Raw genomic sequence first — 21,741 nt, 5'->3', positions numbered from 1 at the left:
CCGTTACTCCGCTGCCTCGGCCGGCGCGATGCGGCGGGAGTGCTGCGCCTGCGCGTCATAGGCCTTCTGCCAGTCGGACGGGCCGTTCGACGGCGAGATCTGCACCGCGGTGACCTTGTATTCGGGGCAGTTGGTGGCCCAATCCGAATAGTCGGTGGTGATGACGTTGGCCTGCGTGTCCGGGTGATGGAAGGTGGTGTAGACGACGCCCGGTGAGACGCGGTCGGTGATCTCCGCGCGCAGCGTGGTTTCGCCCGCACGGCTCGCGAGCCGCACCCAGTCGCCGTCACGCACACCGCGCTGCTCGGCGTCGTGCGGATGAATCTCGAGCCGGTCCTCGGCATGCCAGACCACGTTCTCGGTGCGCCTTGTCTGCGCGCCGACATTGTACTGGCTGAGGATGCGGCCCGTGGTGAGCAGCAGCGGGAAGCGGGGGCCGGTACGCTCGTCGGTCGCGACATATTCGGTGACGATGAACTTGCCCTTGCCGCGGACGAAGCCGCCGATATGCATCACCGGGGTGCCCTCCGGCGCTTTCTCGTTGCAGGGCCACTGCACCGAGCCGAGTTCGTCGAGCTTGGCGTAGGAGACGCCGGTAAACGTCGGCGTCAGTGCCGCGATCTCGTCCATGATCTCGGACGGATGGCTGTAGTTCATCTCGAAACCCATGGCCTTGGCGAGGGCGATGGTGACCTCCCAGTCGGCCATGCCGTTCTTCGGCGTCATCACCTTGCGGACGCGCTGGATGCGGCGCTCGGCGTTGGTGAAGGTGCCGTCCTTCTCGAGGAAGCTCGAGCCGGGCAGGAAGACATGGGCGTAGTTTGCGGTCTCGTTCAGGAAGAGGTCGTGAACGATGACGCATTCCATCGACGACAGCGCCGCCACGACGTGCTTGGTGTTGGGATCGGACTGGAGGATGTCCTCGCCCTGCACGTAGATGCCCATGAACGTGCCTTCGATCGCGGCGTCGAACATATTGGGAATGCGCAGGCCCGGCTCCGGGTTGAGCTTGACGTTCCACAGCGCTTCGAACTGGTCGCGCACGGCGTCGCCCGAGATGTGGCGATAGCCGGGCAGCTCGTGCGGGAACGAGCCCATGTCGCAGGAACCCTGCACGTTGTTCTGGCCGCGCAGCGGGTTCACGCCGACGCCGGGGCGGCCGATATTGCCGGTCGCCATCGCGAGGTTGGCGATCGCGATCACGGTGGTCGAACCCTGGCTGTGCTCGGTGACGCCGAGGCCGTAATAGATCGCGCCATTGCCGCCGGTGGCGTAGATGCGCGCGGCTTCACGCAACACCTGCGGATCGACGCCGGTGAGGATCGCGGTGGCTTCCGGGCTGTGTTTCGGCTGGGCGACGAAGGCGGCCCATTCCTCGAACTCGGCCCAGTCGCAGCGCTCGCGCACGAAGGCTTCGTTGGCGAGGCCCTCGGTGACGATGACATGCGCCAGCGCCGTCACGACGGCAACGTTGGTGCCGGGCATCAGCGGCAGGTGCAACGCCTTTACGTGCGGCGATTCCACCATTTCGGTGCGGCGCGGATCGATCACGATCAGCTTTGCGCCCTGGCGCAGCCGCTTCTTCAGGCGCGAAGCGAACACCGGGTGAGCGGAGGCGGGATTTGCACCAATGATGACCGCGACGTCGGTATCTTCCACCGAGTCGAAGTCCTGCGTGCCGGCCGACGTGCCGAAGGTCTGCGACAGACCATAACCGGTCGGCGAATGGCAGACGCGGGCGCAGGTGTCGACATTGTTGTTGCCGAAGCCGCCGCGGATCAGCTTCTGCACCAGATAGGTTTCTTCGTTGGTGCAACGGGACGAGGTGATGCCGCCGATGGCGTCACGGCCGTATTTCTTCTGGATGCCGCGCATCTTGGCAGCGGCAAACGAGAACGCCTCATCCCAGGACACTTCGCGCCAGGGATCCTCGATCCGCTCGCGGATCATCGGGTTGAGGATGCGCTCCTTGTGGTTGGTGTAGCCCCAGGCGAAGCGGCCCTTGACGCAGGAATGGCCGCGATTGGCCTTGCCGTCCTTGTACGGCACCATGCGCACGACTTCCTCGCCGCGCATCTCGGCCTTGAAGGCGCAGCCGACGCCGCAATAGGCGCAGGTGGTGACGACGGAGTGCTCGGGCTGGCCGATCTCGATCACCGACTTTTCCGTCAGCGTCGCGGTCGGGCAAGCCTGCACGCAGGCGCCGCAGGAGACGCATTCGGAGCCGAGGAAGCTCTCGCTCATGCCGGGCGAAACGCGGCTGTCGAAGCCGCGGCCCGAGATGGTCAGTGCGAAGGTGCCTTGCACTTCCTCGCAGGCGCGGACGCAGCGCGAGCAGACGATGCACTTGGAGGGATCGTAGGTGAAGTAAGGATTGGACTCGTCCTTCGGCATCCAGGCGGCGTTGATCTCGCCATGGGATTTTGCGAAGACGTGGTTCTCGCCCTCATAGCCGTAGCGCACGTCGCGGAGGCCCACGGCGCCGGCCATGTCCTGCAATTCGCAATCGCCATTGGCGCCGCAGGTGAGGCAGTCAAGCGGATGGTCGGAGATGTAGAGCTCCATCACGCCCTTGCGCAGCTTCTTCAGCCGTTCGCTCTGGGTGTGCACGACGAGGCCGTTCATGGCAGGCGTCGTGCAGGAGGCCGGCGTGCCGGCGCGGCCCTCGATCTCGACGACGCAGAGACGGCAGGAGCCGAACGCGTCGACCATGTCGGTCGCGCAGAGTTTTGGGATCTGGTGGCCTGCATCCATCGCGGCCCGCATGATCGAGGTGCCCTCGGGCACCGTGACCTGGTTGCCGTCGATGGTCAGCGTCACCATCGTCGTCGATTTGGAGCGCGGTGTGCCGTAGTCGATTTCTTCGATCAGAGACATCGTCGTTCTCCTATTCCGCGGCCTGAAGCGTGGTCGGGGCCGGGATGAAATCTTCCCGGAAATGCTTCAACGCGCTGAGCACGGGGTAGGGCGTGAAGCCCCCGAGTGCGCAGAGCGAGCCGAATTTCATGGTGTTGCAGAGGTCTTCGACGAGCGCGAGATTTTCGCTCACGCGCTCGCCGCGGATGATCTTTTCGACGGTCTCGACGCCACGGGTCGAGCCGATCCGGCAGGGCGTGCACTTGCCGCAGGATTCGATGGCGCAGAATTCCATGGCGAAGCGCGCCTGCCTGCGCATGTCGACGCTGTCGTCGAACACGACGATGCCGCCATGGCCGATCAGGCCGTCGCGTGCGGCGAAGGCTTCGTAGTCGAACGGGGTGTCGAACAGCGCGCGCGGGAAGTAGGCGCCGAGAGGGCCGCCGACCTGCACCGCGCGAACCGGACGGCCCGTGAACGTGCCGCCGCCGATGTCGTCGACGAGCTCGCCGAGCGTCACGCCGAACGCCGTCTCGAACAGCCCGCCATGGCGGATGTTGCCGGCGAGCTGGATCGGCATCGTGCCGCGCGAGCGGCCCATGCCGAAATCAGCGTAGGCCTTGGCACCTTCGGCGAGGATGAAGGGGATGGCGGCGAATGACAGCACGTTGTTGATGACGGTCGGCTCGCCGAACAGGCCGTGATGCGCGGGCAGCGGCGGCTTGGCGCGGACCAGGCCACGGCGGCCTTCGAGGCTTTCCAGCAGCGAGGTCTCTTCGCCGCAAACGTAAGCGCCGGCGCCGACCCGCACTTCGAGATCGAAGCTGTAGGTGGAGCCGCCGATCTTGTCGCCGAGATAGCCGCCGCGCTTTGCTGCCTTGATGGCCGCGTTCATCGCTTCGACTGCGTGCGGGTATTCGCTGCGGATGTAGATGTAGCCCTTGGTCGCGCCGACGGTGATGCCGGCGGTCGTCATGCCCTCGATCACCAGGAAGGGGTCGCCTTCCATGATCATGCGGTCGGCGAAGGTGCCGCTGTCGCCTTCGTCGGCGTTGCAGACGATGAATTTGCGGTCGGCCTTCGCTTGCGCGACGGTCTTCCACTTGATGCCGGTGGGGAAGCCCGCACCGCCGCGGCCACGCAGGCCGGATGCGGTGACCTCGGCGAGGATCGCATCCGAGCCGAGCGACAGCGCGCGCTCGAGGCCCTTGTAGCCGCCATGGGCGCGGTAGTCGTCAAGCGAGCGCGGATCGATCACGCCGCAGCGGGCGAAGGTGAGACGGGTCTGGCGCTTCAGCCAGGGGATCTCGTCGGTTGCGCCCAGCCGCAGCAGATGCGGCGTGTTGCTGGCGAGGGCGTCGAGCAGGGAGGGCACATCGGCCTCGGTGACCGGGCCGAACGCGATCCGGCCCTGCGGCGTCGCAACCTCGACCAGCGGCTCCAGCCAGTACATGCCGCGCGAGCCGGTCCTGACGATCTCGACTGCAACGCCGCGCTTGGCCGCATCCTGCTCCAGCGCCAGCGCAACCTCGTCGGCGCCAACCGCAATCGCACCCGCATCGCGTGAGACGAATAGACGCATGCTCATCGCTGTGCCTCCGCGACCAGTGCATCGAGGCGCTTCTCATCGAGCCGGCCAATGAGGCGGCCGTCGAGCATGGCGGACGGTGCGGTCGCGCACAGCCCGAGGCAGTAGATCGGCTCCAGCGTGACGCGATCATCGGCGGTCGTGTTGCCGAGGGGCACGCCAAGCTTCGCCTCGGCGCGCGCAGCGAGAGCATCGCCGCCCGCAGCCTGACACGCTTCCGCGCGACAAAGCTTCAGGACATGACGTCCGGCCGGCTTGTGCCGGAAATCATGGTAGAAGGTGAACACGCCATGCACCTCGGCGCGCGACAGATTCAGCGCCTGCGCCACCATGGGGATCGCCGCCTCCGGCACATAGCCGAACGCCTTCTGAAGGGCGTGCAGGATGACCAGCGTCGCGCCCTCTTGCTTCGCATGTTCGGCGATGATCTCTGCGCCGCGCGTCTCGTCCCAAGGCTCGTAAACCGCTGTCATTCTTTGTTCTCAGATTGAGCGTCCCTTGATCGCAAACTATTTGGAATCGTTCGAAGATCAATAAAGCTGTCTCATGCTGCGATTGCGAATTCTGATCGATCTGGAAGCGCAATCGGGCGATACGGAAATGCAATTAATCGCGTTCCGCTTGCCGGTTTTTCCGTGTTGGTAATGACCTGCCGTGCTAGCTTGCATGCCACGATGGCATCCGAGGGGACGACCGGTTGATCGACAAGCTTGAACTGCTGCTGGCGCTGGCGAAGGAGCGGCATTTCGGACGCGCTGCAGAAGTCTGCGGCGTGACGCAACCGACGATGTCGACCGGGCTCAAGCAGCTCGAGGAGATCCTCGGCGTGATGCTGGTCCAGCGCGGCTCCCGCTTCCAGGGTTTTACCCCCGAGGGCGAGCGCGCGCTGGATTGGGCGCGGCGGATCGTGGGCGATGCCCGCGCCATGCGTGACGAGATCAACGGGCTGAAGCATCAGCTCTCCGGCGAAATCCGCATCGCGGCGATCCCGACCGTGCTCGGCATGGTCGCCCAGCTGACGACGCCGTTCCGCGCCAAGCATCCCGAGGTGCGATTTCGCATCCAGTCCACCACCTCATCCGAGGTGCTGGGGCTGCTCGAAAATCTCGAGGTCGATGCGGGGCTGACCTATATCGAGAACGAGCCGATCGGCAAGGTGCGCACCATTCCGCTCTACAACGAGAGCTATCGCCTGCTGACCGCGCCGGATGGAATGTTCGGCGATCGCGAGACGGTGACGTGGAAGGAGGTCGGGCAGGTGCCGCTGTGCCTGCTGACGCCCGACATGCAGAACCGCCGCATCATCGACCGCGCGCTCCGCTCGGTCGGCGCGGAGGCGACGCCAACCCTGACCTCGAACTCGCTGCTCGTGCTGTTCACGCATGTGAAGACGGGGCGCTGGGCGAGCGTGATGCCGGCCAAGCTTGCCGAGACGCTCGGCCTGTCCGATACGGTGCGTTCGATCCCGATCACCGATCCTGATGTCAATTACAGCATCGGCATGGTGATCCCGCAGCGCGATCCGATGACGCCGCTGATCGCGGCGCTGGTCAACGTCGCGCGCGAAGTGGCGCCGTCGCTGCAATTGTAGGGTCTACAGCGTTTTCGAGCGAAGTGGATACCGGTTCGGCAGGGCCCGAGCAAGCGCCTCGTCCTTCGAGACGACCGCTTCGCGGTCTCCTCAGGATGAGGCTCCGTTGTATCGGTGTTCGCTGAAACTGCTGCTGCGCACTCTGCCCTCATCCTGAGGGCCCGCCGGAGGCGGGCGTCTCGAAGGATGGCCGCAGGCGAGCTTCCCGCCATGCTCTAGGCCGCAGCCGACATCCCGGACGCCGCCTTGATCGCATCGCGCGGCAGGGTCACGCGGACGACGGTGCCCACCTCGATCTTCGAGCGCAGCCGCATCGAGCCGCCGTGGAGCTGCGCCAGCGAGCGCGCGATCGCAAGTCCAAGTCCGGAGCCGTGGTAGGTCTTGGTGAGCTGGCTCTCGACCTGCTCGAACGGGCGGCCGAGCCGTGCCAGCGAATGCGGCGCGATCCCGATGCCGGTGTCGGCGATCAACAGCACGATCTTGTCGTCGAGCTGCCGGCTGCGCACCACGATGCGTCCGCCGTCGGGCGTGAATTTCACCGCATTGGAGAGCAGGTTGACGATGATCTGCTTGGTCGCGCGGCGGTCGGCAACGACCGAGATCGATTTCTCGATCCCGGCGTCGAGCGTCAGATGCTTGTCCTGCGCGCGGCCGGAGACGACGCGGAGGGACTCCGCGAGCGTCTGTCCGAGGTCGAGCTCTTCCATGTCGAGCTTCATGCGGCCGGCTTCGATCTTGGACATGTCGAGGATGTCGTTGATGACTTCGAGCAGGTAATGGCCGCTGGTCAGGATGTCCTGGCAGTATTCCTGGTACTTCTCCGAGCCGAGCTCGCCGAACATGCCCGAGCCCATGATCTCGGAGAAGCCGATGATGGCGTTGAGCGGCGTGCGCAGCTCGTGGCTCATATTGGCGAGGAATTTCGACTTGGTCTGGTTGGCTTCCTCGGCGCGGGTCTTCTCGCGCTGATACTTCTCGGCGAGGTCGGCGAGCTCGTTGGTCTGGCGCTCCAGCGCCGCCTGGGAGCGCTTCAGGTCGATGACGGTGGCGCGCAGGCGCAGATCGTTGTCGACCAGCTTCTGCTCGTGCTCCTTGATGCGGGTGATGTCGGTGCCGACCGAGACGTAGCCGCCGTCCTTGGTGCGGCGCTCGCTGATGTGCAGCCAGCTGCCGTCGTCGAGCTGCGCCTCGAAGGTGCGTGCGCCCGGACCCTGGCTGGCCGTCTCGTTGTGGCGGGTGCGCACCTCCGGCATGCGGCCGACTTCGAGCACGGTCTCGTAGGAGGTGCCGGGGATGACGGCGCTGTCGGGCAGCTTGTGCAGGCGCTGGAAGTGCGAGTTGCAGAGCACGAGGCGGTCGCTCGCGTCCCACAGCACGAAGGCCTCCGGAATGGTCTCGATGGCGTCGCGCAGGCGGAGGTCGGCTTCGACGGTGCGTTCGGCGAGGCTCTTCTGCTCGGTGATGTCGACGGCGATCCCGATCAGGTGCACGCTGGAATCGGTCGCCCCGTGCGTCTTCTCGCAGCGGACGCGGAGCCAGATCCAGTGACCGTCGACGTGCTGCATGCGGAAGGTCTGGTCGATATGGTCGATCTTCCCGGAGATGAGCTGGTCGGCGATCTCGAACAGGTCGATGTCGTCGGACTTCACCAGCGCGTTGACCTCGCCGAAGGTGAGGAGCTCGTTACGACCGTCGAGGCCGAGCATCGAAAACATCGACTGCGACCAGAAGATCCGGCCGCGCGACAGATCCCAGTCCCACAGGCCGCAGCGGCCGCGGTTGAGCGCGGTGTCGATGCGGCCGCGCACGGCGTCGTTGATGAGGTCGCCCTCGCGGGCGCGGGTCGACTGCCAGTGGAAGGCGAAGCCGAGGATCAGGACCACGAAGCCGGTGGTCGCCGACAGCGTCACCGAGAGCGCGGCGTCCGAGCCCCAGATCGGCTCGTTGCGCTCCTGGATCACGGTGACGAGGCCCGGCAGCGACTTGATCTGCCGCGAGGTCACCATCGCGGCGTTGCCGTTCGGCAGCGTCATGTCGGAGACGTTGTTGTCGCGCGGCGGCGCCGCGACCAGTTGCGCCGTGGTGATCGCATCGAGCAGGCGGTCGTTGCCTGAGGGGTCGCGGTCGATCGGAATGCGGGCGAGGATGCGGCGGTCGACGCCGGCCGAGGTGACGACGACGTGGCGGCCGGAGGCCGTGCCCCAGGACGGGATCAGATCGGGCAGCAGCGTCGGCAGGTTCTCGATGTTCTTGAGCCGCTCCTGCCGCGACGAGGTCAGGCGATCGATCCGCTCTGCGAGCAGGTCGGCCAGCGCCGAGATGTCGTGGCGGAGCACCTGCCGCTTCTGGCGCGTCTGATCGACGACCTGCACGAACGCGCCGAGACAGATCGTGACCAGGAACGCGATGATCAGCGTCGGCACGGCGCGGCGCAGCGCCGGCTCCGCGATCAGGAGCCGATGATAGGCAGGTTTCGCGATCGATTGCGCCAATCCCTTGATCGAATCGGATTGGACGCGCACGTTCGCGGCGTCTGCACGCGACATGCCTTCTGCCCCCTGGAAAACCTGCTTGCAACTTAAGTTCGGAAGCAGCCCCACATCGCTTCCGAATCATGACCGATTTGAATCCAGTTTTCGCAGGCTGTCGAGAGTCAACGAATCGTTAACGCGAATTTATTCTTATCCAACGCGCACTTTGCGTCCGCAAACTTACGTGCGTGGCGAGTCCGAAACGAGAACATGTGACTCCCCGCACATTTCGCGTCACGCCCGCGGCGGCTCGGCGTGACTGATCACGCGCTTCACGCTCGGGAACGCGCGGCGGAGCGCGCGCTCGATCGCGTCGACATGCTCGTGCACCTTGATCACGCTCATCGAGGGCGTGGCACGGCAGTGGAAATTGACGATCTCGCCGGCGTCGGTGTTGCGGACACGCACATTGTGGATGTCGTAGATCTCGCCGCCGGCGGCATATTCCGTCAGGGCGGAGGCGATGGCCCGCACCCGTTCCGGCACGGCATCGACCCCGAACGGCAGTTCCGGTTCCAATGGTTCGATATGGACGTCCACCTCGACGTCGGCGCCGAACTCCTCCTGGATGCTGCGCTCCAGCGTGTTGGCGATGTCATGGGCGGCGTCGAGCTGCATCCCGGCGTCGACCTCGAGGTCGATGCCGACGATGAGCTTGGCGCCGAGGTCGTGCACCGTGACGTGGTGGATGGCGAGGCCGGAATTGTGTGCGATGACCATGATCCGGTCGCGCACGGTCTCGTTGTCGCGCGCGACGGGGACGGCGGTGAAGGTAAGGTCGGCGTCGCCGAATGCCTTGTCGACCGCCGCCTGCGCCTTGCGCTTGATCTCCTCGACGCGGTCGATCGGATAGGTTCGCGGCACCTTCGCGATGGTGTCGATGAACATGGTCGCGCCCACCATGCGCAGCCGCAACCGCTCGACGTCGATCACGCCGGGCACGCCAAGGATCGCGGCCGTGGCCTTCTCCTGCGCGCCCTCGGGGGCGCGATCGACCAGCGTCTGCACGGTCGAGCCGGCCATGCGCAGGCCGAGCAGGGCGATCATCACGGCGACGGCGGCAGCGGCCGCGGCGTCGCCCCACCAGAAGCCGAGGGCGGCCAGGATCAGGCCGATGATCACGGCGAACGAGCCGAGTACGTCGGAGGCGAAATGCAGCGCGTCCGCCGCGAGCGCCTGGCTGCGCGTTTCCCGTGCGGCGCGGTGCAGGGCGCGGGCACGCCACAAGTTCACGACGATGTCGATCACCAGCACCACGAACGGTACGGCCGAGATGGTCGGCGGCGGAGTTCCCTCGCGCAGGCGGCTGTAGGATTCGACCAGGATGCCCCCGGCCAGCACGTAGAGCAGGGCGGTGACACCGAGCGCGGAGATGCTCTCCAGCTTGCCGTGGCCGTAATGGTGCTCTTCGTCGGCCGGCTTGTCGGACACCCGCACCACCGCCCAGGTGATGATGGTCGCGACCAGGTCGATCGAGGAATGCAGGGCCTCCGAAATCAGCGCCAGCGAGCCGATCGCGATCCCGACCGCAAACTTGGCCGCTGCCATGCCGCCGCTGGCGAAGATCGAGATTGCGGCGACCGAGGTCTTGTTGTGCTGTGCGCTCATGGCCGGGGATTTAGCAGCCTAGGGCTGAACATCAAGCGACGATCCACAGCTGTAGTCGCGAGTGAGTTGCAGGAGCGAAACTATTGCGAATGCTTCCGAATTGAATGCTCGCTTATGCCACTGGCTCAGTCTCGTAGGGTGGGCAAAGGCGCGTAGCGCCGTGCCCACCAACAAGTGTCTCCTGATCAACCGCTGTGGTGGGCACGCTTCGCTTTGCCCACCCTACGAGACCGCGCGCTCGTCGCCCGGCCAGGCATCACAGCGTCACGACGATCTTCCCCAGATGCTTGTTCGCCTCCATGTGCTCGAACGCCTTGTCGATGTCGGCGAAGGCATAGACCTTGTCGATCGGCAGCTGCAGCTTGCGTGACTCGACCGCGCCCCAGATGTCCTTGCGGACCTCGTCGAAGATCTCGCGGACCTCCTCGATGGTGCGGGTGCGGAAGGTGACGCCGACATAGTCGATCCGGCGTGCGGCATGCAGGTCGAAGTTGAAATCGGCATGGGTGCCGCCGAGCCGGCCGACATTGACGATGCGGCCCTTGACCTTGGTGGCGGCGAGGTTCTGGCTCGCGACCTTGCCCGAGACCTGGTCGACGATGAGGTCGACGCCTTCGCCGTTCGTCGCCTTCAGCACCTCGTCCACCCATTTGGGGTCGGAGGAGTCGACGGCGAGGTCGGCGCCATACTCCCTAAGCCGGCCGCGGCGATAGGGATCGGTCGACGAGCCGATCACGAGCTTGGCGCCCTTGAGCCTCGCAATCTGCATCGCCATCAGACCGACGCCGGAGCTCGCCCCCTGGATCAGCACGGCTTGGCCGGGCTGAATGCCGCCGACGGTGACGACCGCGTTGTGCATGGTCGCGAGCGCGACGGGCAGGGTGGCGGCTTCCTCGAAGTTCATGTTCGATGGCGCGCGGAACAGCCGGCCGTGATCGGCCAGGGTGTATTCGGCGAACGCCGCGCCGCCCGAGCCCATGATGCGGTCGCCGACCTTCACGCCCTTGGCATCCGGTCCGAGCTCGGCGACCTCGCCGGCCCATTCCATGCCGAGCACGGTGCCGGCACCGCCGGCGGCGCCATGGGCGTGGCCCTTGCGCATGCCGGTGTCGGCGCGGTTCAGCCCGCAGGCGCGGACGCGGACCAGCACCTGCGTGCCCTTAGGCTTTGGTTGAGCGACGTCGGAAATCTGAGCGCCGTCAGGGCCGTAGACATAAGCCTTCATGAATTACTCTCGCTTCTTGCAGTGATTATTCAGCGGCTTGTGCGCTCGGATGAGCGATCATGCCTTCGAGCCGGCTGCGAATGATGGCTTCGGCCTCGCGCACGATGCGGGAGATCAGCTCGGCGCAGCTCGGGATGTCCTGGATCAGGCCCTGCACCTGGCCCGCCGACCAGATGCCTTCGTCCGAATTGCCGGTCGCATAGACCATCTTACCACGGGCGCCCGCAACCAGCTCGCGGATGTCCTCGAACTTCGCGCCTTCCTTCTCCATGGCGACGACCTTGGTCGAGATGTCGTTTTTGGCAACGCGCGAGGTGTTGCGCATGGTACGGAAGATCAGCTCGGTCTCGCGCTCGTCATTGGCGACGATCTTCTCCTTGATGAGCTGGTGGATCGGGCTTTCCTTGGTGGCCATGAAGCGGGTGCCCATGTTGATGCCCTCGGCGCCGAGCGCCAGGGCGGCGACGAGGCCGCGGGCATCGGCAAAGCCGCCCGAGGCGATCATCGGGATCTTGATCTTGTTGGCGGCGGCCGGGATCAGGATCAGGCCGGGGGTGTCGTCCTCGCCGGGGTGGCCGGCGCATTCGAACCCGTCGATCGAGATGGCGTCGACGCCCATGCGCTCGGCCGAGAGCGCGTGGCGGACGCTGGTGCATTTGTGCACGATCTTGACGCCATGCCTCCTGAACTCATCGACATGCTCCTGCGGCTTGTTGCCGGCGGTCTCGACCACGGTGATGCCGGCCTCGATGATGGCGGCGCGGTATTCGGCGTAGGGCGGCGGCTTGATCGCGGGCAGGATGGTGAGGTTGACGCCAAAGGGCTTGTCGGTGAGGTCGCGGCAGCGCGCGATCTCCTTGGTCAGGTCTTCCGGGGTCGGCTGGGTCAGCGCCGTGATGAAGCCGAGCGCGCCAGCGTTCGCGACCGCGGCGACCAGCTCGGCGCGTCCGACCCATTGCATGCCGCCCTGGACGATCGGGTGCTCGACGCCGACGAGCTTTGTGAACCGTGTCTGCAGCATGATCTGTTTCCCCCGCCTCGCGTGGCGCTCTGTTATCGGTTGATGGCGGCAGGATGCCGCCGGGGGTAGGAAAAGTCTATCAGCCGGGCGTGCGGGGCGTCATGCGAGCGATGAGGGTGATTCCGCAGGGCGGATAATTGGACGCCGGTTTCCGTCAGGCCGGCACCGCTGAGTCGGTTCTTAGCCCCGCTGCTTCAACACCGTCATTGCGAGCGCAGCGAAGCAATCCAGACTGTCTCCGCGGAGGGACTCTGGATTGCTTCGCTGCGCTCGCAATGACGGTAGAACTACTCCGCCGACAGCCGCACCATCTGGCGGCCGCCGTTCATTTCCTTGAGGCTGTTGACGAATTTTTCCGGGCGCTGCCAGCGGTAGGGGACCTGCAGGCCCATGAACTCGGCGATGTCGCCGATGAAGCCGGTGCAGTTGGTGGTCTCAGCGTTCCAGACCGGCGAGCTCGCCTGCAATTTCTTGATATAGGCGAAGACGCGCTTGGCGTCGGCTTCGCTCAGATAGACGCGGTAGTTCGCGGTCAGATAGTCCGGATCGAGATCGCCGTAGCTCGCGCCGGTTTCGGCTGGCACCCAGGTGAGGTGACCGAGCACATAGGCCCAAGTGTCGCCGGCGGGCGTGAGGCCCGCGACTTCGACGGCGCGCTCGCTGGTCTTGCCGTACCAGACGAACGCATGGCCCCAGCTCGCCGCCGTCCGCGCGCGGAAGTCGACGTAGTAGGGACCTTTCTCTGCGCGTGCGACGGAGCGCCGCGTCGATTGCGGCGCCGGTCGTGATGCGGCGTCGGTCGTAGCAAGCGCATTGGCGTCGGCAACGCGCTTGTTCGCTTCGTGGGCCGAGGCCGAGGGGGTGGTGCAGGCGAGCATCGCCGCGAGAGCGAATCCCGCGAGGATGCAGGATCCCGATCGATCAGATGTGTTCGTCACGTTGTGCCCCTCGACTACCGGCCGCTTACGCAGATTTCTTGCGCGTATTTCCGTTGCGCGTCAGTAGCGCGCAGCGACCGGGCCGGGCGCCTTGCCGATCGGGGCCTTTCCAATCGGGCTCTTGCCAATCGGCATCTTGCCGATCGGCGCCTGCTCCGCAGGATAGACGGGAACGGGCTGGCGACGCGGCAGATCCGCAGCGTTCGCAGCCGTCACCAGAGCAAGCGTCGCACCCAGAGCAATTACAATTTTCTTCACAGTCATACCCCTAGAAGGTTTGGTCCAAACACGGCACGGCCGTGCCCCCAGACACGCCTCATAGAAGGCGGCCGAATGCGTCCAAGTTGCGGCACCCGCGGGACATGTTGGCGGCATTGATCGGGTGCGCGGAGATATGATGTGTCTGGATGTTTCGGCGCGGCGTGATTGCGGGCTGTAGGATGGGTAGAGCGAAGCGAAACCCATCGCACCCTTTCCACGGTGATCGTGGTTATGGGTTTCGCTGCGCTCTACCCATCCTACGCAGCTCGGGCTTCTCACCCGATTCGGTTCAGGCTGTTCCTGATCGTCGAGAAGATGCCGCCGATGTCTTTGCGCAAGGCATCGAGCGCGTTGAAATTGTCGAAGATGCGGGCGAGGCGGTCTTCGACCTCGCGCTTGCTCCTGGCGAGGGCATCGACGCGCGAGGCGAGGGTGACGTCGCCGTTCGCCTCGATCTCGCCGACGGTGTTCGCAAGGAGATCGCGGGTGGCGCCGACCTCGGCGATCATGGCCTCGATGCCGAACACCGGCGCCTTCAGCGGAACGAGGTCGGCCTGCGACTTCGACAACTCCGTCTTGAAGGCGTTCAGCGTCGCCAGCGTCTCCTGCAACGCGCCGAGCCGCTGGCGCGACTGGAGGACGAAATCGTTCAGCGCGTTCTGGCGGTCGACGAGGGTCTTGCCCTCGGGGTCGGTTTCGACGTCGGCGAGCGAGCGTTCGAGCTGGGCCTGGCGCTGGCCGAGTTCCTCGAAATCGAGCCGGATCGCTTTCAGGATATTGAAGCTGTCGTCGATGCGGGCGAGGCGCTGCGCGATCTCGATCTTGTTCTTCGAGAGCGTCTCGACGCGAGTGTCGAGCGGCGCCTCGCCGCCGGTCTCGAGCTCGTCGATGCTCTTGGCCAGACGGTCATGGCTGAGGCCGAGCTCGCCGATCAGGGCATTGATGCCGGCGTCCGATGAGCGCAGCGGGACCAGTTCGGCATGGGATTTCGCCAGATCTTCCTTGTACTGGTTGAGGGTCACGAAAGTGTCCTGGACCGCGTTCACCCGTGACAGCAGCGCCGATACGTCGCGCGCCACGTCCTTCAGGCGGTCGGCGAGGTTATTCTTGCGGTCGTCGGTCTCGAGGTCGAGCAGGGAGCGTTCGAGCTGGTTCTGGCGGTCGCGGATCTCGGTGAAAACAGGCTCGACCGCGCGCCGCTGGTCGGCGACCTTGCCGACCATCTCTCGCACCCCCTGCTGGCGCCGGCGGATCTCGGCGAGCTGGTCGTGCATGTCGGTGGATTCGTTTCGGCCCTGCTGGAGTAGGGCGCGCTGCTCAGTCTCGCCCAGCTTGTCGTGGAGGGCGGAGACGGCCTCGCGGGGATCGCTTTCGATCAGGTGCTGGACGGTGGCGTCGAGGTGGTTTTGCAGGGCGTGGGCGACGACGACATCCTCGCGGGTCTTCTTGAGGCGGTCGCGCAGGGTATTGAGGCGGCGATCCTGACGCGAGAGCCGCCAGGCGGGGGCGCCGATCAGCGCCAGCCCGAGCGTCACGATCGCGCCGGTTGCGATACGCTGCGGCATAGGCAGGTCCGCAAACAGGGCAGGCAAGTGCGCGACGTCATAACCAAACGCCTGTTGGGCGAGGATCGCGATGGCGGCTAGCAGGACAAACCAGGCAACCACGAAAAACAGCCACATCGTGACTTCCCCACCCGGGACACATTCTCGCCATAGTTGCTATTGGAGAGCGGAACCGAGATCAAGGGGCGGGCGGGGTTGCCAGATGTTTCCGGTCGCGCGATCCACTGCCGGTTGCGTCAGTCGATTGGCGGAGAGCAGGGTGCCAGGTTTTCCCGGGGAGCGGGGCAAGGCCTGTAAGCCCGGATGGAGCAAAGCGCAATCCGGGGTCTGCGCGCGCAGAAACGCCCGTCCCGGATTAGGCTTCGCTCCATCCGGGCTACGGCACTGCGTGGGCCCCTTTCGGGGAGGCTAGCAGCAGGCGTCGGCGCGAGCCGGCGAGCCTCGGGCTATCATTTCCCGAGGAAGTTCGTGCGCATCTTGTCGGCGAACCAGACCACGAAGATCGCAGCGAACGAAAGAGCGAAGTACAGAGCCGCCCAGAGAAGTGCATTACTGGCGTTCGACATGACATCCTCCCTTGCATCAGAAATCGATCTGTTGCCGGGAAGGATAGCGGCAGCCGCGACCGCCGATTTGCGCAGGATCAATTTTTGCCGGGCTGCGGCGCAAATGGCCGGCGAGCCTTCATTCCGGGCCCACGATGGATTTGCGGCCTAGGAATGACGCAGCGAGTTACAGCCGAAACTCGTTGGTCAGCTCGCCGATGCCGTCGATCGCGACGGTCACGGAATTCACCGGCTCCTTCATCACCCCGACGCCGACCGAGGTGCCGACGGCGATGAGGTCGCCGGGAAGCAGGGTCATGTCGTGGGAGATTTTGCTGACCAGCTCCTGCGCGGTGAAGATCATGTCCGAGATCGGATAGTTCTGCCGCTCCGCGCCGTTGAGGATGGTGCGCACAACAAGCTTGGCCGGATCGAGGCCGGTTGCGATGACGGGGCCGAACGGGCCGTAATCATCGATGCCCTTGGCGCGGGCCCATTGCGGGAAAGTGGGATCGCTGGTCAGGATGTCGTTGGCGGTGATGTCGTTGACGCAGGTGTAGCCGAAGATGAAGCTGTCCGCTTCCGCCGGCGAGACGCGGGCGCAGGTCCGGCCGATGACGATGCCGAGCTCGCCCTCATAGGTGGTCTTGCCGTCGTAGTAAGAGGGGCGGCGGATCACGGCGCCCGGCGTCGTGATGGTGGTGGTCGCCTTCAGCAGATAGAGCGGCTCCGGCGGCTCGGGCTGGTTCAGCTTGGCGGCGAGCGCGTGGAAATTATTCCAGAGCGCGACGATCTTGCTGGGCGCGCAGGGCGCGAGCAGCTCGACCTCCGACAGCGCCAGCACCTTGCCGGTGGCTGCATGGCGGCCGAACATCTCACCCTCATACACGCTGATGCCTGATGGCGTCAGGGTGCCGAAGCCGGTCGCACCGGCATGGCGGAAGCGCAGCCATTGCTTCATCTCGCCCGCCATCACGCCACCGCCAGTGCACGGGGATCGGCGGGCGCGGAGACGCCGTCATAGAGGCCGGCGATGCGAGCACGCTGGGTCACCATCGCCAGCACCGAGTCGAGCGCGGGCGTGGCGATGCCGGTGAGGCGGCCCATCTCCTGCACCACGGTGACGAGCGGGTCGATCTCCATCGGACGGCCGCGCTCGAGATCCTGGAGCATCGAGGTCTTGTGCGCGCCGACCTTGCGGGCGCCCTCGATACGGCGCTCGACGTCGACGCGGAATTTGACGCCAAACGTCTCGGCGATGCCTTGCGTCTCCACCATGATCGCGCGCGACAGCGCACGCGTGGAGGGATCGGTGCAGATCACGTCGAGCGTTGCATGGGTCAGTGCGCTGATCGGGTTGAAGCAGACATTGCCCCAGAGTTTCAGCCAGATCTCGTCGCGGATGCGGTCGAGCACCGGCGCTTTCAGCCCGGCGGTGACGAAGAGATCGGCGAGGCGCTGCACGTCCGAGGTGATTTCGCCGGAGGGCTCGCCGAGCGGAAAATTGTTGCCGTAGACGTGGCGGATCACGCCGGGCGCTTCGATCTCGGTGGCGGGATAGACGATGCAGCCGATGGCGCGCTCGGCGCCGATCTCGCGCCACTGCCGTCCGCCGGGGTCGATGCTCTCCAGCGTCGAATTCTCGTATTGGCCGCCGTGCTTGTAGAAATACCAATAGGGGATGCCGTTGACTGCGGTGACGATGCGGGTGTGCTGCCCGAGCAGCGGCTGCATCTTCTCGATCACGCCGGTGATCGAATGCGCCTTCAGCGTGATGATGATGTAGTCCTGCACGCCGAGTTCGGCGGGATCGTCGGTGCAGCGCGGATGCACGGTGTGCTTCTCCTCGCCCGCGAGCAGGGTCAGCCCGCGCTCACGCATCGCGGCAAGGTGGGCGCCGCGCGCGACCAGGCTGACGTCGGCGCCAGCGCGTGCGAGCTGAACCCCGAGATATCCGCCGATCGCGCCGGCGCCGTAGATGCAGATCTTCATGAAATCCTCGCGGGTGTCCGGAATTTTGGGACGAAAGATCCGGTCCGGCTCGGAGAGGTCCGAGCCGGGGCCGGTAGTCGCAGGGGAAGTGTGACGCTTTAAGCTGCTGCTTGCGGCGAGCCGTTGATCGCTTCGTCAACGGCAGCAGCAATGTCGCGCATGCTGATGACGGAGACGAGGCTGTAATCGTCGATGACCGGCAGGTGACGGATGTGATTGCGGTTCATCAGATGCCGGACGTGCTCGATCGTGTCTGAGGAGCTGCAGGACACCAGCTGCTGCACCGACACGAGCTGCGAGACCTTGACGTTGATGGCGTTGGCACCATGCTCGGCGACGGCGCGCACCACGTCGCGCTCGGTGAACATGCCGACCGCGGTGTTGCCTTCGGAGCGGACCACGTCCTTGACCACCAGCGCGCTGATATTGTTGGCGCGCATCAGCTTGGCGGCGATACCCACCGTTTCGTTCATTCGCACCGTGACAACGCGCGGTGTCTTCTTGCGCAGAATGTCTCCGACCAGCATTGCAACCTCCCTAGGTGAATGACAGGGGAAGTGTGGTATACATAATGCCAATCGTCAAGCATTCGATTTGGCTGATCCGAAAATTCTTGCGGCAGCAATACTGACGTTTGTCATCGTGCCAAAAAGGAAAAGGGGCGCATCGCTGCGCCCCTTTCGACCGATTGAAAGGCGTGTGGTCGCTACGCTGTCTCGGTCTTGGCGTTGCCGGTCTTGGCGGTGTCGGTCGCGGCGTTGGCGCTCTCGGCTTCCTTGCCGAGGATGAAGGAGCGGCGCAGCGGCTTGATCACGAACAGCGCCGTCAGCGCCGCCGTCGCGTTCAGCGCCACTGCGACCACGAACACGGCCTTCCAGCCGTACGTTGCCGAGATCACGCTGGCGAGCGGGACGAGCAGGGATGCCGTGCCTTTCGCGGTGTAGAGCATGCCGTTGTTGGTGGTTGCGTATTTCGAGCCGAACGTGTCGCCGCAGGTGGCGGGGAACAGCGAGTAGATTTCGCCGAACACGCCGAAGTACACCGCGGTCGCGAGCACGAACACGATCGGGATGTTTCCATAGGCCGACAGCGTCAGCAGCATCACCGCCGCGGTGCCGAACGCGATGAACATGGTGTGCTCGCGGCCGATCGTGTCGGAGACCCAGCCGAAGAAGGGACGTCCGAAACCGTCGAAGATGCGGTCGAGCGAGATCGCGAACGTCAATGCCGCCATCTGGAAGCCCGCGAGCGTCACCGGCGTGTCGGCGATTTTGAAGTCGTGCGCGATCGGGCCGATCTGTGCCGCGGTCATCAGGCCGCCGGAGGCGACCATGACGAAAACGAGATACATCACCCAGAAAATAGGGGTGCGCAGCACCTGCGGCGGGGTGAAGTCGATCTTGGTCTGCGGCAGATTGAGCTGCTTCTTCTTCGGCGGGATGGAGATCCGCGGCGGCTGGATGAAGAAGGCGAGCACGAACACGATCAGGCCCTGGCCGATGCCGAAGGTGAGGAACGCGTGCTGGTAGCCGCTCGTTACGATCATGGTCGCGATCGGCACAATGGTGAGCGCGGCGCCCGCGCCGAAGCCGGCGGCGGTCGCACCGGCGGCGAGGCCGCGGCGATCGGGAAACCATTTCAGCGCGTTGCCGACGCAGGTGCCGTACACCGCGCCGGCGCCCATGCCGCCGACGACCGCGGCGGCGTAAAGCAGGGCGAGCGAGTCAGCGTAGGAGTTGAGCACCCAGGACAGCGCGATCATGACGCCGCCGAACATGACGACGATGCGCGGACCGTATTTGTCGACGAACCAGGCCTCGATCGGCACCAGCCAGGTCTCGGTGACGACGAAGATGGTGAAAGCGAGCTGGATCGCCGCGCGGCCCCAATGATACTTGGCGTCAATCGGATCGACGAACAACGTCCAGCCGTATTGCAGATTGGCGATCATCGCCATGCAGACGATGCCCATGGCGAGCTGGAACCAACGGAAACCGGTGCGAAGAGGCGCAGCTGTGACGGCGCCGTCCGTGCTGGAAATCATCAATAACCTCCCAACGCGCCTGATTGAATGCGACCTGGGATTGCAAGATGACCCAGTGTCGCAAATATTGTGGCTTATCGTCGCAAGCGCGGCGGGGACATTGGTATACCATATTCCAGAAGGCAAGCCCAATCTTGTGACGCAGCGCAAGAAAAGTGCGCGGTTCCCTTCACGTCAGCGGTAGCCAAGGCGGGTTCTGCAAAAACGAAAACGCCCGGCCGTGAGGCCGGGCGTCGTGCTTGAAGGAGTGGTGGAGTGCGTCAGGCGGCGGCGGTCGATTTCGCGACCACGACCTTGCGCCAGGGCTTGAGCACCATGATCGCCAGCAGCGAAGCCAGGATGTTGGCGCCGGCCGCGATGATGAACACGCTGTCCCACGTGCCCGACGATTGCTGCATGTAGTTGGCGATCGGGACAAGCAGCGCGGCGGTGCCCTTTGCGGTGTAGAGCAGGCCCGCATTGGTGGTCGCGAACTTGGCGCCGAACGTGTCGGTGCAGGTCGAGGGGAACAGCGAGTAGATCTCACCCCAGGCGAAGAACACGAAGCCCGACAGCAACACGAACCAGAGCGGGTCGTGTCCCCAGAGGTAGAGCATCCAGATGCCGAAGCCTTCCATGCCGAAGGCGATGAACATCGTGTTCTCGCGGCCGATCATGTCGGAGATCCAGCCGAAGAACGGACGCGTCAGACCGTTGAGCACGCGGTCGATCGTGGCTGCGAACGTCACCGCGGTCATCGTCACCGCCATCAGCGTCACCGGAACGCTGTCGACCTTCCAGTCGACTGCGATCGGCTTCAGGTTCGCCGTCACCATCAGGCCGCCGGCGCCGACGATCACGAACATGAAGTACATCAGCCAGAAGATCGGCTGGCGCAGCACTTCGGTCGGCTGATAGTTGCGGCGGGTCTGTTGCAACGCAGCGTTCTGCACAACGGGAGGCACCTGTCCGGCCTTCGGCGCGTAGAGGAAGAAGGCGAGGATGCAGATGATGATGCCCTGGCCGAGCCCGAAATACAGGAAGGTGGTCTGGAATCCGCTGTCCTTGATCATGGCCTGAATCGGCGCAACCGTGAGCGCGGAGCCCGCGCCGAAACCGGCCGCCGTGATGCCGGCAGCAAGACCGCGCTTGTCGGGAAACCATTTCAGCGCATTGCCGACGCAGGTGCCGTAGACGCCGCCGGCGCCGATGCCCGCGATGATCATGCCGAGATAGAAGCCGTTGAGCGTGGTGGCTTGCGCATTGATCGCCCAACCGATGGCGCAGAGCACGCCGCCGACGAGCACGACGATGCGCGGGCCGTATTTGTCGACGAACCATCCTTCGACCGGCACCAGCCATGTCTCGAACAGTACGAAGAGCGTAAAGGCCCATTGGATCGAGGCGCGATCCCAGCCGAACTTTTTCTGGATGTCGGGGACGAAGAACGTCCAGCCGTATTGATAATTGGCGATCATCACCATCGCCGCTACACCGACCGCCAATTGCGTCCAGCGATACGTGTCGCTAACCCGCGCGGCGGTTGGAACCGTTGCCTGCACCATGTCCGTCATAAAGCCTCCCGTGGCGCCTCTAATTTTTCTACGAGCGCTGGAGGGGCATTCTTGTATTCATTATGCCAAGGTTCAAGCGCTGGTCCGATCACCGTGCGCAAATGCCGCAGGACCTTCATCGGTTGCGGCTGTGACTCGGGACAACGCAAATAGAAATGGCCCCGTCCTGCGGGGCCATTCATCAAAAGTAGTATGTGGACGGTTCTGAAACCGGCGCGTCGCGCTTGCCGCGCGGGAGGCGCTGCTTACAGGCCGAAGCGGGGCAGGTCGCCGTTGTGATTCGAAATCTCGGCGCTCGCCATCAGGAAGCGATCGACTGCGGCCAGGAAGCGGGTGAACAGCGAGGCGGAGGGGGCGAGCGCGACGGAAGCGGTCTTGGACATCTGAATTCCCTTTCTCGAGACGGTCAGTGATGCTGTCTCA

At 64.9% G+C, this 21,741-nt stretch carries 17 protein-coding genes; 1 reads left to right on the top strand and 16 read right to left on the bottom strand.

What is annotated here, in order from left to right; translation table 11 throughout:
* Positions 1 to 3: 3 nt before the first annotated feature.
* Genes fdhF through AB7G19_RS29825 form a run of 3 tightly spaced genes read right to left on the bottom strand, consistent with a single transcriptional unit; the run spans position 4 to position 4,917 of the window.
* On the bottom strand, positions 4 to 2,877 hold the full coding sequence (gene fdhF / locus AB7G19_RS29835; protein ID WP_028155556.1) for a formate dehydrogenase subunit alpha: 2,874 nt from the start codon (positions 2,875 to 2,877) through the stop codon (positions 4 to 6).
* A gap of 10 nt (positions 2,878 to 2,887) precedes the next feature.
* Complete coding sequence (locus AB7G19_RS29830; RefSeq protein WP_354075125.1) at positions 2,888 to 4,444, bottom strand: formate dehydrogenase beta subunit; 1,557 nt, start codon at positions 4,442 to 4,444, stop codon at positions 2,888 to 2,890.
* A complete protein-coding gene (locus tag AB7G19_RS29825; protein ID WP_354112452.1) occupies positions 4,441 to 4,917 on the bottom strand; it encodes a formate dehydrogenase subunit gamma in 477 nt (158 codons plus the stop codon). Before AB7G19_RS29825 ends, AB7G19_RS29830 begins: the two co-directional genes overlap by 4 nt.
* A gap of 224 nt (positions 4,918 to 5,141) precedes the next feature.
* On the opposite strand from AB7G19_RS29825, the gene AB7G19_RS29820 reads away from it, so the two are divergent.
* Positions 5,142 to 6,035: a LysR family transcriptional regulator gene (locus AB7G19_RS29820; protein ID WP_014496684.1), complete on the top strand. Its 894-nt coding sequence runs from the start codon at positions 5,142 to 5,144 to the stop codon at positions 6,033 to 6,035.
* Positions 6,036 to 6,250: 215 nt separating this feature from the next.
* Here the strand turns inward: AB7G19_RS29820 and AB7G19_RS29815 are convergent, their stop codons facing one another.
* The 13 genes from AB7G19_RS29815 to AB7G19_RS29755 all read right to left on the bottom strand — a co-directional run bounded on the left by AB7G19_RS29815 (position 6,251) and on the right by AB7G19_RS29755 (position 21,701).
* A complete protein-coding gene (locus tag AB7G19_RS29815) occupies positions 6,251 to 8,581 on the bottom strand; it encodes a PAS domain-containing sensor histidine kinase (protein ID WP_085400611.1) in 2,331 nt (776 codons plus the stop codon).
* Between the two features lie 219 nt (positions 8,582 to 8,800).
* Positions 8,801 to 10,174, bottom strand: coding sequence for a cation-efflux pump (locus AB7G19_RS29810; protein WP_085400612.1), 1,374 nt, complete (start codon positions 10,172 to 10,174; stop codon positions 8,801 to 8,803).
* A gap of 256 nt (positions 10,175 to 10,430) precedes the next feature.
* Complete coding sequence (locus tag AB7G19_RS29805) at positions 10,431 to 11,399, bottom strand: quinone oxidoreductase family protein (RefSeq protein WP_085400614.1); 969 nt, start codon at positions 11,397 to 11,399, stop codon at positions 10,431 to 10,433.
* A 25-nt stretch (positions 11,400 to 11,424) separates the two neighbouring features.
* Entirely contained in the window at positions 11,425 to 12,420 is a 996-nt protein-coding gene (locus AB7G19_RS29800; RefSeq protein WP_063984534.1) for an NAD(P)H-dependent flavin oxidoreductase, read from the bottom strand.
* A 287-nt stretch (positions 12,421 to 12,707) separates the two neighbouring features.
* Positions 12,708 to 13,358, bottom strand: a complete 651-nt coding sequence (locus AB7G19_RS29795) for a hypothetical protein (RefSeq protein WP_071915558.1) — start codon at positions 13,356 to 13,358, stop codon at positions 12,708 to 12,710.
* Between the two features lie 60 nt (positions 13,359 to 13,418).
* Positions 13,419 to 13,622: a hypothetical protein gene (locus tag AB7G19_RS29790; RefSeq protein WP_063984531.1), complete on the bottom strand. Its 204-nt coding sequence runs from the start codon at positions 13,620 to 13,622 to the stop codon at positions 13,419 to 13,421.
* Between the two features lie 272 nt (positions 13,623 to 13,894).
* Positions 13,895 to 15,301, bottom strand: coding sequence for a hypothetical protein (locus AB7G19_RS29785; RefSeq protein WP_085400616.1), 1,407 nt, complete (start codon positions 15,299 to 15,301; stop codon positions 13,895 to 13,897).
* A gap of 615 nt (positions 15,302 to 15,916) precedes the next feature.
* On the bottom strand, positions 15,917 to 16,702 hold the full coding sequence (locus tag AB7G19_RS29780) for a fumarylacetoacetate hydrolase family protein (protein ID WP_085400618.1): 786 nt from the start codon (positions 16,700 to 16,702) through the stop codon (positions 15,917 to 15,919).
* A complete protein-coding gene (locus tag AB7G19_RS29775; protein ID WP_085400619.1) occupies positions 16,702 to 17,721 on the bottom strand; it encodes a 2-dehydropantoate 2-reductase in 1,020 nt (339 codons plus the stop codon). The genes AB7G19_RS29780 and AB7G19_RS29775 overlap by 1 nt, the downstream gene beginning before the upstream one ends.
* Before the next feature lie 98 nt (positions 17,722 to 17,819).
* Complete coding sequence (locus AB7G19_RS29770; protein ID WP_063984529.1) at positions 17,820 to 18,248, bottom strand: CBS domain-containing protein; 429 nt, start codon at positions 18,246 to 18,248, stop codon at positions 17,820 to 17,822.
* A 179-nt stretch (positions 18,249 to 18,427) separates the two neighbouring features.
* Positions 18,428 to 19,765: an oxalate/formate MFS antiporter gene (oxlT, locus tag AB7G19_RS29765; protein WP_085400621.1), complete on the bottom strand. Its 1,338-nt coding sequence runs from the start codon at positions 19,763 to 19,765 to the stop codon at positions 18,428 to 18,430.
* A gap of 260 nt (positions 19,766 to 20,025) precedes the next feature.
* Positions 20,026 to 21,318 carry an oxalate/formate MFS antiporter gene (oxlT, locus tag AB7G19_RS29760; RefSeq protein WP_071915554.1) on the bottom strand — a complete coding sequence of 431 codons (1,293 nt, stop codon included), beginning with the start codon at positions 21,316 to 21,318 and terminating at the stop codon, positions 20,026 to 20,028.
* A 245-nt stretch (positions 21,319 to 21,563) separates the two neighbouring features.
* Positions 21,564 to 21,701, bottom strand: a complete 138-nt coding sequence (locus AB7G19_RS29755) for a hypothetical protein (RefSeq protein WP_166098301.1) — start codon at positions 21,699 to 21,701, stop codon at positions 21,564 to 21,566.
* Between the last annotated feature and the right edge of the window lie 40 nt (positions 21,702 to 21,741).

Origin of the sequence: Bradyrhizobium sp. 215_C5_N1_1 (genome assembly GCF_052075935.1) — a bacterium.
GTDB classification, from domain to species: Bacteria; Pseudomonadota; Alphaproteobacteria; order Rhizobiales; family Xanthobacteraceae; genus Bradyrhizobium; species Bradyrhizobium barranii.
Note: the sequence above shows the minus strand (reverse complement) of the source record. Positions and strands in the feature narration are given on the sequence as shown.